This is a genomic window from Sodalis sp. RH19, assembly GCF_047324215.1.
GTDB lineage: Bacteria > Pseudomonadota > Gammaproteobacteria > Enterobacterales > Enterobacteriaceae > Acerihabitans.
This window is the reverse complement of record NZ_CP178734.1, coordinates 3336623-3351741: the sequence shown is the minus strand read 5'-3', so window position 1 is coordinate 3351741 and position 15119 is coordinate 3336623. Positions and strand designations below refer to the sequence as shown.

Here is a 15119-nt window from a genome sequence, read left to right as displayed (position 1 = left end):
GAGCGCGCGATTTATTGTGGATCGACCGGCACCACGTTTTCCGACGGGTAGCAACCCAGCACTTTCAGCGACCGGGTGATGGCCTGTAGCCCGATCAACGCCTTTTGCATCGCCGCGCCGCGTAAATTAGCCTGTACGTCGATATAAAACATCTCTTCGCGCGGATTGCCGTGAATGGGCCGCGACTCCAGCCGCGTCATCACAATACCCTGATCGCGCAGCACCAGCAGCGCCTCCACCAGCGCGCCGGACTGCTGGCCGGTGGCCATAATCAGGGTGGTCTTGGCCGGTACCTGCTCGGACACGTCAATCGCCTTGCGCGCCAGCACAATAAAGCGGGTGAAATTTTGCTGTTGATTGGCCAGATTGTGTTCCAGCACCTGCAGGCCGTACAACGCGCCGCCAGGGCCGCTGCCGAGCGCCGCCGCATGCGGGGAGCGCAGCGCCGCCACTTTTTCCATGGCGGCGGCGGTGCTTTCGCAATACTCAATCTTCCACTGCGGATAGCGGCTGATAAACTGGCTGCACTGCTGGAACGGCTGCGGATGGCTATACACCACCTCTATTTGGTCGAGACTGCTCTCGCCGGTGACCAGCATACAGTGATCGATGGGATTGGTCAGTTCCCCCACCAAGGAGAGATGGGTATGTTGCAGCAGGTCGTAGACGTCGTTAATGGATCCTGAGCTGCTGTTTTCAATGGGCAGCACGCCATAATCGGCCTGGCCGGTCTCCACCATCTGGATGATGTCGGGAAACTTCTGGCAACCGCATTCCACCACCTGATCAAAATAGCGTGCGCCGTATTGCCGCGCGGCCAGATGTGAATAAGAGCCTTTCGGCCCCAAAAAAGCGATGCGTGCCGAGCGCTCCAGGGTTTGGTTCAGGTTGGATTGCAACAGTGCCTGCTGGGTCAGCACGGAATCTTCGATAATCAGCTGAAACAGCCGCGTAATATAAAATCCGTCGAGATTGAGTTTTTTGCCTTCCGTGACCAGGTGTTCCAGCAGCATCCGTTCACGTTCCTTATCGCGGATGGGACGGTGGGTGGTTAATTTGCTGCGCGCCACGTCGAGCGCCAGCCCGCGTCTTTCCGCCAGCAGTGATAACAGCTTTAAATCCAGCGCGCTGATGCGTTCGCGCAGTGCCAATAATGGGTTGTCGCTCATGTTGTTAGCTACCTTTCAATCGGTCATAAAAAAAGCCTCCTGTTTTCAGGAGGCTTTTTTGTTCGTCTTCGTATTCTTTCTCATAGGACGACGGCCTCCCGTTCAGGGGAAGATAAAAAAGAAGGCGAAGAAAAACGGTGTGGTATGCATGGTATCGACTTTGTAGTTATCCGGAGGCTTACAGTAACCGCTGGCTTTTCATTCTGTCAATATAAAACGCGCCATTAAGGCGCGTTATGATCGTTGTATCGGCTATCCATGCCTGCCCGCTGCCGGGATGGGATCATCGCCCGGCCGGCATGCGGTTATTCTTCGACAATGTTTGTCGCGGCGGTCTTGACGCATTCCGCGGCGCGGCGGGCTTCGCCCTTATGCTGTACCTTATTGAGCTGGCGTTCCAGCTTGGTAATCAGTTCGTTGATGGCAGCATACATGTCCTGGTTGCTGGCGCTGGCGACTAATTGCCCGTTAGGCGTATTGAGGGTGGCATCGGCCACAAATCCCTGAGGTTGCTTGGAGAGGATTATATGAGGATTTATCAGTTGGGTCTGCCATTTAGCCAGTTTAGCCAGGCGTTCTTCCGCATGTTGACGAATGGCCGGAGTAATATCCATTTGCTTACTGGTAATATTGATAATCATATCACTACCTCTCTACCTATTTCCGTCTACGTAATTTAAGCATACCCCCAGAATGACGGGAAAGTGTGATTTATGTCACTTATTTTTCGGGGTTGAGCGGGCGATCACAGGTTTTGTGACACCCTCGCGCTAAAGCGGGCGCGAGGCTTGAGTGTTGCGGATGAATGGGGCATTATCGAATGGATAAGTCAGGTGGCGTCCTGTCGATTTATCCCGCCCAAGCCCTCCCCAATTTCCTTTTTAATGCCCCGTCCTGACCAAAAAAAACGGTAGCCGAAGCTACCGGGATTTCGTTGTCGGCGCGCGCCGGTAATCAGGCTGGATTGGCGCTGATGACTTTTGCCACTTTGTCGGCCTGTCCCTGAAGCTGCAACTGCCGGTAAGCATTTTGCATCAAAGGCAGCGCGTCGCGTGTGGCCTGGGCGTCGGGGACATCACGCAGCATCTGCTCGACCCGGTTGACCACCGCGACATAGGCGCCGCGTTTGGTGTAAAACTGTACGACGGCCAGCTCATACTTGGCCAGGCGATCCTTCAGATAAACCAGACGTTTGCCGGCATCCGTGGCATACTGACTGTTCGGATAGCCGCGAACCAGTTGCGTAAAATCACGATAGGCCGCGCGGGCATGCTCCGGGTCGCGGTCGGAACGATCCACGCCGAAGAACCCTTGCAATGCGCTGTCGTCCAGCGCCATATCTGTCAGGCCACGCATGTAGAGGACATAGTCGACGTTTGGATGCGTCGGATTCAGGCGCAGAAAGCGATCGATCGAGGCTTGGGCTAAAGTGAGATCCGCCGATTTATAATAGGCATAAATCAAGTCAAGCTGAACCTGCTGCGCATAGGGACCGAACGGATAGCGGTTATCCAGTGCTTCCAGTTCCCTGATGGCTCCCTTATAGTTGCCGTCCTGCAATTTGAGCTGTGCGGAAGCATAAATCTCGGCGGGCGGATTATCCGGAACGGGATCCTTGGAACTGGAGCAACCGACCAGCATCAGGCTCAATGTGGCTGCTGCCACCAGATATTTCATACGCATCATGACGTTTTGCTTATCCTCGAGTGTTATTCCGGGAGACTGTCCGTTAAGCTCCCGAATGAGACCAGCTACAATAGCATATTATTCTAAACGGCATTGCCGTGAAAACCCTTTGATAACGAAGAAGCTGCATATGGCACAACAACTACTACTCACCGGTGTGGTGAATGAATCACAACTCGGGCAACGATTAGATCAGGCTTTGGCCGAAATGTTCCCTGATTATTCCCGATCGCGCATAAAAGTCTGGATTCTGGATGGACTGGTCCAGGTTAACGGGATCGTGCTCCCAACGCCGAAAGAAAAGGTGCTGGGAGGAGAAAACATTGAAATCAATGCGGTTCTTGAAGAGGACACGCGCTGGGCGGCCCAGGATATCGCCCTGAATATCGTCTATGAAGACGACGATATCATGGTGCTGAATAAACCCCGCGATTTGGTGGTGCATCCCGGCGCCGGCAATGCCGACGGCACTATCCTGAACGCGTTGCTGCATTATTTTCCGCCGATTGCCGAAGTTCCCCGGGCCGGCATCGTCCATCGCCTGGATAAGGATACCACCGGGCTGATGGTGGTCGCCAAGACGGTTCCGGCGCAGACCCGGCTGGTGGAATCCCTGCAGGCGCGGGAAATTACCCGTGAATATGAAGCGGTGGCCATCGGCAATATGACCGCCGGCGGCACGGTAGAGCAGCCGATTTCCCGCCATCCCAGCAAGCGTACCCATATGGCGGTGAGCCCGATGGGCAAACCCGCGGTCACCCATTATCGCATCATGGAGCATTTCCGTGTGCATACCCGTCTGCGGCTGCGGCTGGAAACCGGCCGCACCCATCAGATCCGGGTGCATATGGCGCATATCAACCATCCTCTGGTGGGCGACCCTTTATACGGCGGCCGGCCGCGTCCGCCCAAAGGCGCCTCCGACGCCTTTGTCGCACTGCTGCGCGGCTTCGATCGCCAGGCGCTCCATGCCACCATGTTGCGCCTGTATCATCCCATCACCTCCATTGAAATGGAATGGCATGCGCCGCTGCCGCAGGATATGGTGGATTTGATCGCCGCGATGCAGGCGGACGTCGCGATGGCCAACGAGCAGATGGAATAACCATGAGCCGGCCGATCGTCCCCGACTGGCCCGCGCCCGCCAACGTGCGCGCCTGTTCCACCACCCGCCGTGGCGGGGTAAGCCATCCGCCCTACGACTCGCTTAACCTGGGCGATCATGTCGGCGACGATGCGGACGCGGTGGCGGAAAACCGGCAACGGCTGATTGCGCTGGCGGGACTGCCCGCCGCGCCGCGCTGGCTGCAACAGGTCCATGGCACCGACGTCGCTACGCTGACCGGGGACGCGCCGGCGCTTAACCAGGCCGATGCGGCCTATACCCGCGAGATCGGGCAGGTCTGCGCGATCATGACCGCTGATTGTCTGCCGGTGCTGTTCTGCGATCGCGCCGGCACGGAGGTGGCCGCCGCCCATGCGGGCTGGCGGGGCTTATGCGCCGGCATCCTGGAAAATACGCTGGCGGGATTCCATGCCGACGCCGGTTCGATCATGGCCTGGCTTGGACCGGCCATCGGCCCGGCCTCGTTTGAGGTCGGCGCTGAGGTTAAGGCGGCGTTTGTTGACCGGGATCCGCAGGCCGCGGACGCTTTTCTTCCCCATGGCGATAAATATCTCGCCGATATCTATCACCTGGCCCGATTGCGGCTGCGCGCCGCCGGCGTTGGCCAGATCTATGGCGGGGATCGCTGTACTGTGACCCAGGCAGCATCATATTTCTCCTATCGGCGCGATGGTGTCACTGGACGTATGGCAACTTTGGTCTGGCTGATATAATCTCTTTCACCAAGACGGTCCATGGCGGATAAGCGGTATCTCCCACTTATTTGGCGAAATATCCTTGAATTTTAAATAAACGACCTTATTTAATCTCCAGTAGCAATTTTGACCAATATGGGAGGAGTTATGCGCTTGGATCGTCTTACCAATAAATTCCAGCTTGCCCTCGCCGACGCTCAATCACTAGCGCTTGGGCGCGACAATCAATTTATCGAACCGCTTCACGTCATGCAGGCCTTGCTTAACCAGGAGGGCGGCACGGTGCGTCCGTTGCTGCAATCCGCGGGCATCAACCCCGGGCCGTTGCGCACCGAGATTGAAAAAGCCATCGAGCGCCTGCCCCAGGTGGAAGGCACCGGCGGCGACGTGCAGCCTTCCCAGGATCTGGTGCGGGTACTGAACCTGTGCGACAAACTGGCGCAAAAACGCGCCGATAGTTTTATTTCGTCCGAACTGTTCGTGCTGGCGGCGCTCGATTCGCGCGGGACCCTGGCGGATTTGCTCAAATCAGCCGGCGCGAGCACGGAAAAAATCACCCAGGCTATCGAGCAAATGCGGGGCGGGGACAACGTGAACGATCAAGGTGCCGAAGATCAACGGCAGGCATTAAAAAAATATACCATCGATCTGACCGAGCGGGCGGAGCTCGGCAAACTGGACCCGGTTATCGGCCGTGACGAGGAAATCCGGCGCACGATCCAGGTCCTGCAGCGCCGCACCAAGAATAATCCGGTGTTAATCGGCGAGCCGGGGGTGGGTAAAACCGCCATCGTCGAAGGACTGGCGCAGCGTATCATTAACGGCGAAGTACCCGAAGGCATGAAAAACAGCCGGGTGCTGTCATTGGATATGGGCTCGCTGGTGGCCGGGGCAAAATATCGCGGGGAGTTCGAGGAACGCCTGAAAGGGGTGCTGAGCGATCTGTCGAAACAGGAAGGCCACATTATCCTGTTTATCGATGAGCTGCATACCATGGTCGGCGCCGGTAAAGCCGACGGGGCGATGGATGCCGGCAATATGCTTAAACCCGCGCTGGCGCGCGGCGAGCTGCATTGCGTCGGCGCCACTACGCTCAATGAGTACCGGCAGTATATCGAGAAGGACGCCGCGCTGGAGCGCCGGTTCCAGAAAGTATTTGTCGCCGAACCGAGCGTGGAGGATACCATCGCCATCCTGCGCGGCCTGAAAGAACGCTATGAGCTGCATCACCATGTGCAGATCACCGACCCGGCCATCGTGGCCGCGGCGACGCTGTCCCATCGCTATATTTCCGATCGGCAACTGCCGGATAAGGCTATCGACCTGATAGACGAAGCGGCCTCCAGCATCCGTATTCAAATGGATTCCAAACCGGAGGCGCTGGACCGTCTTGAACGGCGTATTATCCAGCTTAAGCTTGAGCAACAGGCGCTGAAGAAGGAATCCGACGACGCCAGCATCAAACGGCTGGAGATGCTGGAAGCCGAACTGTCGCAGAAGGAACGGGAGTATTCCGAACTGGAAGAAGAGTGGAAAGCCGAAAAAGCCTCGCTTTCCGGTACCCAGTCCCTGAAAGCGGAGCTGGAGCAGGCGAAGCTTTCCATTGAGCAGGCCAGGCGGGTAGGGGATTTGGCGCGCATGTCCGAATTACAGTACGGTAAGATACCCGAACTGGAAAAACAGTTGGCGGCGGCGGCCCAGGCGGAAGGCAAAACCATGCGCCTGCTGCGCAACCGGGTCACCGATGTCGAGATTGCCGAAGTCCTGGCGCGCTGGACCGGTATTCCGGTCTCGCGCATGCTGGAAAGCGAACGTGACAAACTGGTGCGCATGGAACAGGAACTGCACCATCGGGTCATCGGCCAGAACGAGGCGGTGGAGGCCGTGTCCAACGCCATCAGGCGCAGCCGCGCCGGATTGGCGGACCCCAACCGGCCCATCGGTTCGTTTATGTTCCTCGGTCCGACCGGGGTGGGTAAAACCGAGCTGTGCAAAGCGTTGGCGACCTTCTTGTTTAGCAGCGACGATGCCATGGTACGTATCGACATGTCGGAATTTATGGAGAAGCACTCTGTTTCGCGGCTGGTGGGCGCGCCTCCGGGATATGTCGGTTATGAGGAAGGCGGTTATCTGACGGAAGCCGTTCGCCGCCGCCCTTATTCGGTTATCCTGCTCGATGAAATCGAAAAGGCGCATCCCGATGTGTTCAATATCCTGCTGCAGGTGCTGGACGACGGGCGCTTAACCGACGGTCAGGGGCGTACGGTGGATTTCCGCAATACGGTGGTGATCATGACCTCCAACCTGGGGTCCGATATTATCCAGGAGCGGTTTGGCCAGATGAACTATCAGGAAATGAAAGATATGGTGCTGGGTGTGGTCAGCCATCATTTCCGTCCGGAATTCATTAACCGGGTCGATGAAGTGGTGGTCTTCCATCCCCTGGGTCGCGAGCATATCGCTGAAATCGCGCAAATCCAGCTGCAGCGTCTGTACAAACGGCTGGAGGATCGCGGCTACAGCATGACGCTGAGCGCCGAGGCGCTGGCGCTGCTCAGCGAGGAGGGGTTCGATCCGGTATACGGCGCGCGGCCGCTGAAACGCGCTATCCAGCAGGAAATAGAAAACCCGCTGTCGCAGCAGATGTTGTCAGGTACGCTTATCCCGGGCGTCCCCATCCGGCTGGAAGTGGAAAACGGCCATATCGTGGCCAGGCAATAACCGCATATCACAATAACCTGGCAAAAAAGCCCCGCCGTGTTCACGGCGGGGCTTTTTTACTATGTCCGGCCTGCTGTTTGGTCGCACCGGGCATTCATATCCGTATCGATCGCCACCGTCCCCGTGATGCTTGGCTTGGCCCCGGCCGCTTGACCGCGCCTTCTGCGGGCTGGATAAAACGCCGTTTACCCACGTTTTGCGCTAATAATGAGCACTTGAAATTTTTTTTCGAAATAGCCCTTGTCACCTGCGAGAAAGTCCCTATAATGCGCCTCCACTGACCGGGAACAAACGCTAACGCGATGCCGGGTCGGGAAGGGAAAAGCGCCCGGTACGGGCAAATAAAAGCTTGACTCTTCAGCGGGAAAACGTAATATACGCAACCCGCGCCAGGTGAGATTAATGCACGCTGGCCATGCTCTTTAACAATTTATCAGACAATCTGTGTGGGCACTCACAAGACCGTATCGAAACACAAAAATACCAAGTCTTGAAGAGTGACATACGGTAATTCATAAGATTAACAGTATGACAATCTTTGAGCATCAAGCTTTTAATTGAAGAGTTTGATCATGGCTCAGATTGAACGCTGGCGGCAGGCCTAACACATGCAAGTCGAGCGGCAGCGGGAAGTAGCTTGCTACTTTGCCGGCGAGCGGCGGACGGGTGAGTAATGTCTGGGGATCTGCCTGATGGTGGGGGATAACTACTGGAAACGGTAGCTAATACCGCATAACGTCGCAAGACCAAAGTGGGGGACCTTCGGGCCTCACGCCATCGGATGAACCCAGATGGGATTAGCTAGTAGGTGAGGTAATGGCTCACCTAGGCGACGATCCCTAGCTGGTCTGAGAGGATGACCAGCCACACTGGAACTGAGACACGGTCCAGACTCCTACGGGAGGCAGCAGTGGGGAATATTGCACAATGGGCGCAAGCCTGATGCAGCCATGCCGCGTGTGTGAAGAAGGCCTTCGGGTTGTAAAGCACTTTCAGCGGGGAGGAAGGCGATAAGGTTAATAACCTTGTCGATTGACGTTACCCGCAGAAGAAGCACCGGCTAACTCCGTGCCAGCAGCCGCGGTAATACGGAGGGTGCGAGCGTTAATCGGAATTACTGGGCGTAAAGCGTACGCAGGCGGTCTGTTAAGTCAGATGTGAAATCCCCGGGCTTAACCCGGGAACTGCATTTGAAACTGGCAGGCTAGAGTCTCGTAGAGGGGGGTAGAATTCCAGGTGTAGCGGTGAAATGCGTAGAGATCTGGAGGAATACCGGTGGCGAAGGCGGCCCCCTGGACGAAGACTGACGCTCAGGTACGAAAGCGTGGGGAGCAAACAGGATTAGATACCCTGGTAGTCCACGCTGTAAACGATGTCGATTTGAAGGTTGTGGCCTTGAGCCGTGGCTTTCGGAGCTAACGCGTTAAATCGACCGCCTGGGGAGTACGGCCGCAAGGTTAAAACTCAAATGAATTGACGGGGGCCCGCACAAGCGGTGGAGCATGTGGTTTAATTCGATGCAACGCGAAGAACCTTACCTACTCTTGACATCCAGAGAAGACTTCAGAGATGAGGTTGTGCCTTCGGGAACTCTGAGACAGGTGCTGCATGGCTGTCGTCAGCTCGTGTTGTGAAATGTTGGGTTAAGTCCCGCAACGAGCGCAACCCTTATCCTTTGTTGCCAGCGAGTAATGTCGGGAACTCAAAGGAGACTGCCGGTGACAAACCGGAGGAAGGTGGGGATGACGTCAAGTCATCATGGCCCTTACGAGTAGGGCTACACACGTGCTACAATGGCGCATACAAAGAGAAGCGAACTCGCGAGAGTAAGCGGACCTCACAAAGTGCGTCGTAGTCCGGATTGGAGTCTGCAACTCGACTCCATGAAGTCGGAATCGCTAGTAATCGTGGATCAGAATGCCACGGTGAATACGTTCCCGGGCCTTGTACACACCGCCCGTCACACCATGGGAGTGGGTTGCAAAAGAAGTAGGTAGCTTAACCTTCGGGAGGGCGCTTACCACTTTGTGATTCATGACTGGGGTGAAGTCGTAACAAGGTAACCGTAGGGGAACCTGCGGTTGGATCACCTCCTTACCGAAAGATACGTAATGTGAAGTGTCCACACAGATTGTCTGATAACTGTAATGAGCAAACAGCTCGTATGGTTTTTTGTCATGCCCTCTTCCTGAATGTTAAGGCAGGGTTGATAAAAAACGGTGGCATAAGAATTCGTTGCCTATTGACGACAACTTATCTCACAAACGCACTCCTGTCCCCTTCGTCTAGTGGCCTAGGACACTGCCCTTTCACGGCGGTAACAGGGGTTCGAACCCCCTAGGGGACGCCAAACTCTTTTTCATACGACCTGTTAACCAAACCAGACCCGCCTTTATTGTCTGATGATTTCAGAGCACATTGTTACGCAACCGCGTATCAGTATGCTGCGAAATACATGCTCTTTAACAATCCGGAACAAGCTGAAAATTTGAAAAAAACATGCTGAGCAAAATCAGTATGCGATTCTCTCAAAGCAAGCAAACCTAATGATTGCCGTGTCGATGGCAATCTCTGTAGCCCAGGCGAGGGTTTACTCTCACCAGGGTGAGACTGTGCGAACAGTGTCAGGGCAAGGCGCACGGCGCGCAGCCAGCGGAGTGGACTGTATGTCCATGAGCATGGCGAGCACCGCGCAACGATGCCATGGCAGTGTGCAGCCAGTCGCAACACAGACACTTTAGGGTTGTGAGGTTAAGTGAATAAGCGTACACGGTGGATGCCTAGGCAGTCAGAGGCGATGAAGGACGTGCTAATCCGCGAAATGCGCCGGTGAGCTGATATGAAGCGCTATCAGCCGGCGATGTCCGAATGGGGAAACCCAGTGCAATTCGTTGCACTATCATTACGTGAATCCATAGCGTATTGAGGCGAACCGGGGGAACTGAAACATCTCAGTACCCCGAGGAAAAGAAATCAACCGAGATTCCCCTAGTAGCGGCGAGCGAACGGGGAACAGCCCAGAGTCACCATCAGCATTTGCATCAGGAGAACGGTCTGGAAAGTCCGGCAACACAGGGTGATAGCCCCGTATCCGAAGGTGCAAGTGCTGTGAGCTCGATGAGTAGGGCGGGACACGTGATATCCTGTCTGAAGATGGGGGGACCATCCTCCAAGGCTAAATACTCCTGACTGACCGATAGTGAACCAGTACCGTGAGGGAAAGGCGAAAAGAACCCCGGCGAGGGGAGTGAAATAGAACCTGAAACCGTGTACGTACAAGCAGTGGGAGCCTTGATTTATCAGGGTGACTGCGTACCTTTTGTATAATGGGTCAGCGACTTATATTCTGTAGCAAGGTTAACCGAATAGGGGAGCCGTAGGGAAACCGAGTCTTAACTGGGCGTTAAGTTGCAGGGTATAGACCCGAAACCCGGTGATCTAGCCATGGGCAGGTTGAAGGTTGGGTAACACTAACTGGAGGACCGAACCGACTAATGTTGAAAAATTAGCGGATGACTTGTGGCTGGGGGTGAAAGGCCAATCAAACCGGGAGATAGCTGGTTCTCCCCGAAAGCTATTTAGGTAGCGCCTCGTGAATTCATCTTCGGGGGTAGAGCACTGTTTCGGCTAGGGGTCCACCCCGGATTACCAACCCGATGCAAACTGCGAATACCGAAGAATGTTACCACGGGAGACACACGGCGGGTGCTAACGTCCGTCGTGAAGAGGGAAACAACCCAGACCGCCAGCTAAGGTCCCAAAGTCATGGTTAAGTGGGAAACGATGTGGGAAGGCACAGACAGCCAGGATGTTGGCTTAGAAGCAGCCATCATTTAAAGAAAGCGTAATAGCTCACTGGTCGAGTCGGCCTGCGCGGAAGATGTAACGGGGCTAAACCATGCACCGAAGCTGCGGCAGCGATACCTTCGGGTATTGTTGGGTAGGGGAGCGTTCTGTAAGCCTGCGAAGGTGGCCTGTGAGGGCTGCTGGAGGTATCAGAAGTGCGAATGCTGACATAAGTAACGATAAAGCGGGTGAAAAGCCCGCTCGCCGGAAGACCAAGGGTTCCTGTCCAACGTTAATCGGGGCAGGGTGAGTCGACCCCTAAGGCGAGGCCGAAAGGCGTAGTCGATGGGAAACAGGTTAATATTCCTGTACTGGGTGTGACTGCGAAGGGGGGACGGAGAAAGCTAGGTTCGCCGGGCGACGGTTGTCCCGGTTTAAGCGTGAAGGTGGAAAGAGCAGGTAAATCCGCTTTTTCATTCAACACTGAGGCGTGATAACGAGCCACTACGGTGGTGAAGGAATTGATGCTACGCTTCCAGGAAAAGCCTCTAAGCTCCAGGTCACATCGAATCGTACCCCAAACCGACACAGGTGGTCAGGTAGAGAATACCAAGGCGCTTGAGAGAACTCGGGTGAAGGAACTAGGCAAAATGGTGCCGTAACTTCGGGAGAAGGCACGCTGGCATTAGGTGGAGGGACTTGCTCCCCGAGCTGAAGCCAGTCGCAGATACCAGCTGGCTGCAACTGTTTATTAAAAACACAGCACTGTGCAAACACGAAAGTGGACGTATACGGTGTGACGCCTGCCCGGTGCCGGAAGGTTAATTGATGGGGTTATCCGCAAGGAGAAGCTCTTGATCGAAGCCCCGGTAAACGGCGGCCGTAACTATAACGGTCCTAAGGTAGCGAAATTCCTTGTCGGGTAAGTTCCGACCTGCACGAATGGCGTAATGATGGCCAGGCTGTCTCCACCCGAGACTCAGTGAAATTGAACTCGCTGTGAAGATGCAGTGTACCCGCGGCAAGACGGAAAGACCCCGTGAACCTTTACTATAGCTTGACACTGAACATTGAGCCTTGATGTGTAGGATAGGTGGGAGGCTTTGAAGTGTGGACGCCAGTCTGCATGGAGCCAACCTTGAAATACCACCCTTTAATGTTTGATGTTCTAACTCCGGCCCGTAATCCGGGTCGAGGACAGTGTCTGGTGGGTAGTTTGACTGGGGCGGTCTCCTCCTAAAGAGTAACGGAGGAGCACGAAGGTTAGCTAATCACGGTCGGACATCGTGAGGTTAGTGCAAAGGCATAAGCTAGCTTGACTGCGAGAGTGACGGCTCGAGCAGGTGCGAAAGCAGGTCTTAGTGATCCGGTGGTTCTGAATGGAAGGGCCATCGCTCAACGGATAAAAGGTACTCCGGGGATAACAGGCTGATACCGCCCAAGAGTTCATATCGACGGCGGTGTTTGGCACCTCGATGTCGGCTCATCACATCCTGGGGCTGAAGTAGGTCCCAAGGGTATGGCTGTTCGCCATTTAAAGTGGTACGCGAGCTGGGTTTAGAACGTCGTGAGACAGTTCGGTCCCTATCTGCCGTGGGCGTTGGAAGATTGAGAGGGGCTGCTCCTAGTACGAGAGGACCGGAGTGGACGCACCACTGGTGTTCGGGTTGTCATGCCAATGGCATTGCCCGGTAGCTACGTGCGGAAGAGATAACCGCTGAAAGCATCTAAGCGGGAAACTTGCCTCGAGATGAGTCTTCCCTGTGGCTTTAAGCCACCTGAAGGGACGTTAAAGACGATGACGTTGATAGGTCGGGTGTGTAAGCGCAGCGATGCGTTGAGCTAACCGATACTAATGACCCGTGAGGCTTAACCTTACAACACCTAAAGTGTTTGACGCGAAGAGAGCGCCGCCCCGAGGGGCGGCGAGAGAATTTTCAGCGAAGTTCCGGATAAAGGCCGATGGTCATCAGTAGCAGGATGACGGTTGGTAAACGAATTTGCCTGGCGGCACTAGCGCGGTGGTCCCACCTGACCCCATGCCGAACTCAGCAGTGAAACGCCGTAGCGCCGATGGTAGTGTGGGGTCTCCCCATGCGAGAGTAGGGAACTGCCAGGCATCCATTAAGACCAATACCTTGAGCGAAGCGAGAGGCGTTGTGAAGTAACCCTGGCAGTTCGCTACTCGAGTAAGAGAGTAGGACAACAGGCGGAGCCTGTTGAACGCCGCTTGCGGCGGCCCGAAGGGGGCCTGACGCAGTCAGGCATCAACTGCCAGGCATCCATTAAGACCAATACCTTGAGCGAAGCGAAAGGCGTTGTGAAGTAACCCTGGCAGTTCGCTACTCGAGTCAGAGAGCAGGACAACAGGCGGAGCCTGTTGAACGCCGCTTGCGGCGGCCCGAAGGGGGCCTGACGCAGTCAGGCATCAACTGCCAGGCATCCATTAAGACCAATACCTTGAGCGAAGCGAAAGGCGTTGGTCAAGCACCGCAAACGGTTTTAACAGGCGTTGACCCCGCAAATGTTATGTTTGGGTGTAGTACCGAATCGTGGTGCGGTAGTTCAGTCGGTTAGAATACCGGCCTGTCACGCCGGGGGTCGCGGGTTCGAGTCCCGTCCGCACCGCCACCCTAAATAAGGCCCTGAACATATGTTCAGGGTTTTTTTTATGCCTGATGTTACCCCTGCTATCTCACGACAAATATTTTCCCTTCCTCACGCACCATCCCCGCTGGGCAAACTCCAGGGTAAAATCATTATTTATCATAGATCTTTGACTAATTAATGCGGCCCATTAATAACAGGCAAATCGTTAGGCGGCGGGGCAAACAGGCGCATGGCCCCGGTTAAAACAAATTTTATGGTACAATGAGTGAAACCGATGCCGTATTGTGCTTCGGCGTTGAATTTAAAAATTAAACATTCTATAAAAGATCATGATCGTAACAATGTCTGTGGATAAAAAATAGCTGTCCAAATGAATCCATTAATCATGACACAGACGCAAAAGAAACAGTTAAATAGGCGGTAACCGTGGCAAAAAAAACATATTCAGTCAGGTATGTTGCGGGACAGCCGGTTGAGCGTATTTTCCCCCCACTTGCCTTCAGTCGCCTTGGTCAAGCGTTGCCTCCCGGCGAGCCGTTGCCGGGATCCAAGCTATTGCGGGTAATGGTCTGGAACATCTACAAACAGCAGCGTGCTGATTGGCTCTCCGTGCTGCAAGGGTTCGGCAAGGATGCCCAACTGGTATTATTGCAGGAGGCACAAACCACGCCGGAGCTGGTGAGGTTTGCTACATCAAATTATCTGGCGACCGACCAGGTGCCGGCACTGATATTTCCGCAGCATCCGTCGGGTGTCATGACATTGTCCGCGGCACATCCGGTTTATTGTTGCCCGCTGCGCGAGCGGGAACCGCTGCTGCGTTTGGCGAAATCCGCCCTGGTCACCGTTTATCCCCTGTATGACGGGCAACTGATGATGGTGGTCAATATCCATGCGGTTAACTTCAGCCTGGGCGTGGACGTCTACAGCAAGCAGCTGGGGCCGATTGGCGAGCAAATCCTGAATCATCAGGGACCGGTGATCATGGCAGGTGATTTTAATGCCTGGAGCCGGCAGCGGATTACAGCTTTATATCGTTTTGCCGATCGGATGACGTTGCGCGAAGTGAAGTTTATCGACGATCAGCGCCGCCGCGCTTTTGGCCGTCCGCTGGATTTTGTGTTTTACCGGGGGCTGAAAGTCACCGAGGCATCGGTACTGGTCACGCAGGCCTCGGATCATAATCCGCTGCTGGTTGAGTTTGAACCCCATAAGCGCACCGATAAATCGGTGCCGGAAACCAAAATCGTCGGAATACCGAATGCCGGTTAGGTGAGCGGGGCATGATCCAGGCATAAAAAAACAAGCACCGCGGTGCTTGTTTTT

At 55.1% G+C, this 15119-nt stretch carries 8 protein-coding genes, 2 tRNA genes, 3 rRNA genes and 1 other annotated feature; of the genes, 9 read left to right on the top strand and 4 right to left on the bottom strand.

Going from position 1 to position 15119, the window contains the following annotated elements; all coding sequences use genetic code 11:
- Positions 1-11: 11 nt before the first annotated feature.
- The 4 genes from pheA to bamD form a co-directional block, all read right to left on the bottom strand.
- Entirely contained in the window at positions 12-1169 is a 1158-nt protein-coding gene (gene pheA, locus ACL2XF_RS15245; RefSeq protein ID WP_413722188.1) for a bifunctional chorismate mutase/prephenate dehydratase, read from the bottom strand.
- Between the two features lie 25 nt (positions 1170-1194).
- Positions 1195-1320, bottom strand: a sequence feature (Phe leader region).
- Positions 1272-1319 carry a hypothetical protein gene (locus ACL2XF_RS15240; RefSeq protein ID WP_218586196.1) on the bottom strand — a complete coding sequence of 16 codons (48 nt, stop codon included), beginning with the start codon at positions 1317-1319 and terminating at the stop codon, positions 1272-1274. It overlaps the preceding feature by 48 nt.
- A 154-nt stretch (positions 1321-1474) precedes the next feature.
- Positions 1475-1810 (bottom strand): ribosome-associated translation inhibitor RaiA, encoded by a 336-nt coding sequence (gene raiA / locus ACL2XF_RS15235; RefSeq protein WP_410016305.1) that lies wholly within the window; start codon positions 1808-1810, stop codon positions 1475-1477.
- 313 nt (positions 1811-2123) lie between these two features.
- Positions 2124-2855 carry an outer membrane protein assembly factor BamD gene (gene bamD, locus ACL2XF_RS15230; RefSeq protein ID WP_413727110.1) on the bottom strand — a complete coding sequence of 244 codons (732 nt, stop codon included), beginning with the start codon at positions 2853-2855 and terminating at the stop codon, positions 2124-2126.
- A gap of 130 nt (positions 2856-2985) precedes the next feature.
- Here bamD and rluD point away from each other — a divergent pair, with 130 nt between their 5' ends.
- The 9 genes from rluD to ACL2XF_RS15185 all read left to right on the top strand — a co-directional run bounded on the left by rluD (position 2986) and on the right by ACL2XF_RS15185 (position 15065).
- Positions 2986-3960 (top strand): 23S rRNA pseudouridine(1911/1915/1917) synthase RluD, encoded by a 975-nt coding sequence (gene rluD, locus ACL2XF_RS15225; RefSeq protein WP_410016303.1) that lies wholly within the window; start codon positions 2986-2988, stop codon positions 3958-3960.
- Positions 3961-3962: 2 nt separating this feature from the next.
- A complete protein-coding gene (gene yfiH, locus ACL2XF_RS15220; protein ID WP_413722189.1) occupies positions 3963-4694 on the top strand; it encodes a purine nucleoside phosphorylase YfiH in 732 nt (243 codons plus the stop codon).
- A gap of 129 nt (positions 4695-4823) precedes the next feature.
- A complete protein-coding gene (gene clpB, locus ACL2XF_RS15215; RefSeq protein ID WP_410016301.1) occupies positions 4824-7397 on the top strand; it encodes an ATP-dependent chaperone ClpB in 2574 nt (857 codons plus the stop codon).
- Between the two features lie 554 nt (positions 7398-7951).
- Positions 7952-9494, top strand: a 16S ribosomal RNA gene (locus tag ACL2XF_RS15210).
- 177 nt (positions 9495-9671) lie between these two features.
- Positions 9672-9747, top strand: a tRNA-Glu gene (locus ACL2XF_RS15205).
- A gap of 399 nt (positions 9748-10146) precedes the next feature.
- Positions 10147-13060, top strand: a 23S ribosomal RNA gene (locus tag ACL2XF_RS15200).
- A gap of 126 nt (positions 13061-13186) precedes the next feature.
- Positions 13187-13302, top strand: a 5S ribosomal RNA gene (gene rrf / locus ACL2XF_RS15195).
- The 16S, 23S and 5S rRNA genes sit together here with 2 tRNA genes alongside, the layout of an rRNA operon.
- 435 nt (positions 13303-13737) lie before the next feature.
- Positions 13738-13814, top strand: a tRNA-Asp gene (locus ACL2XF_RS15190).
- Positions 13815-14219: 405 nt separating this feature from the next.
- Positions 14220-15065 carry an endonuclease/exonuclease/phosphatase family protein gene (locus ACL2XF_RS15185; protein WP_410016300.1) on the top strand — a complete coding sequence of 282 codons (846 nt, stop codon included), beginning with the start codon at positions 14220-14222 and terminating at the stop codon, positions 15063-15065.
- Positions 15066-15119: the final 54 nt, after the last annotated feature.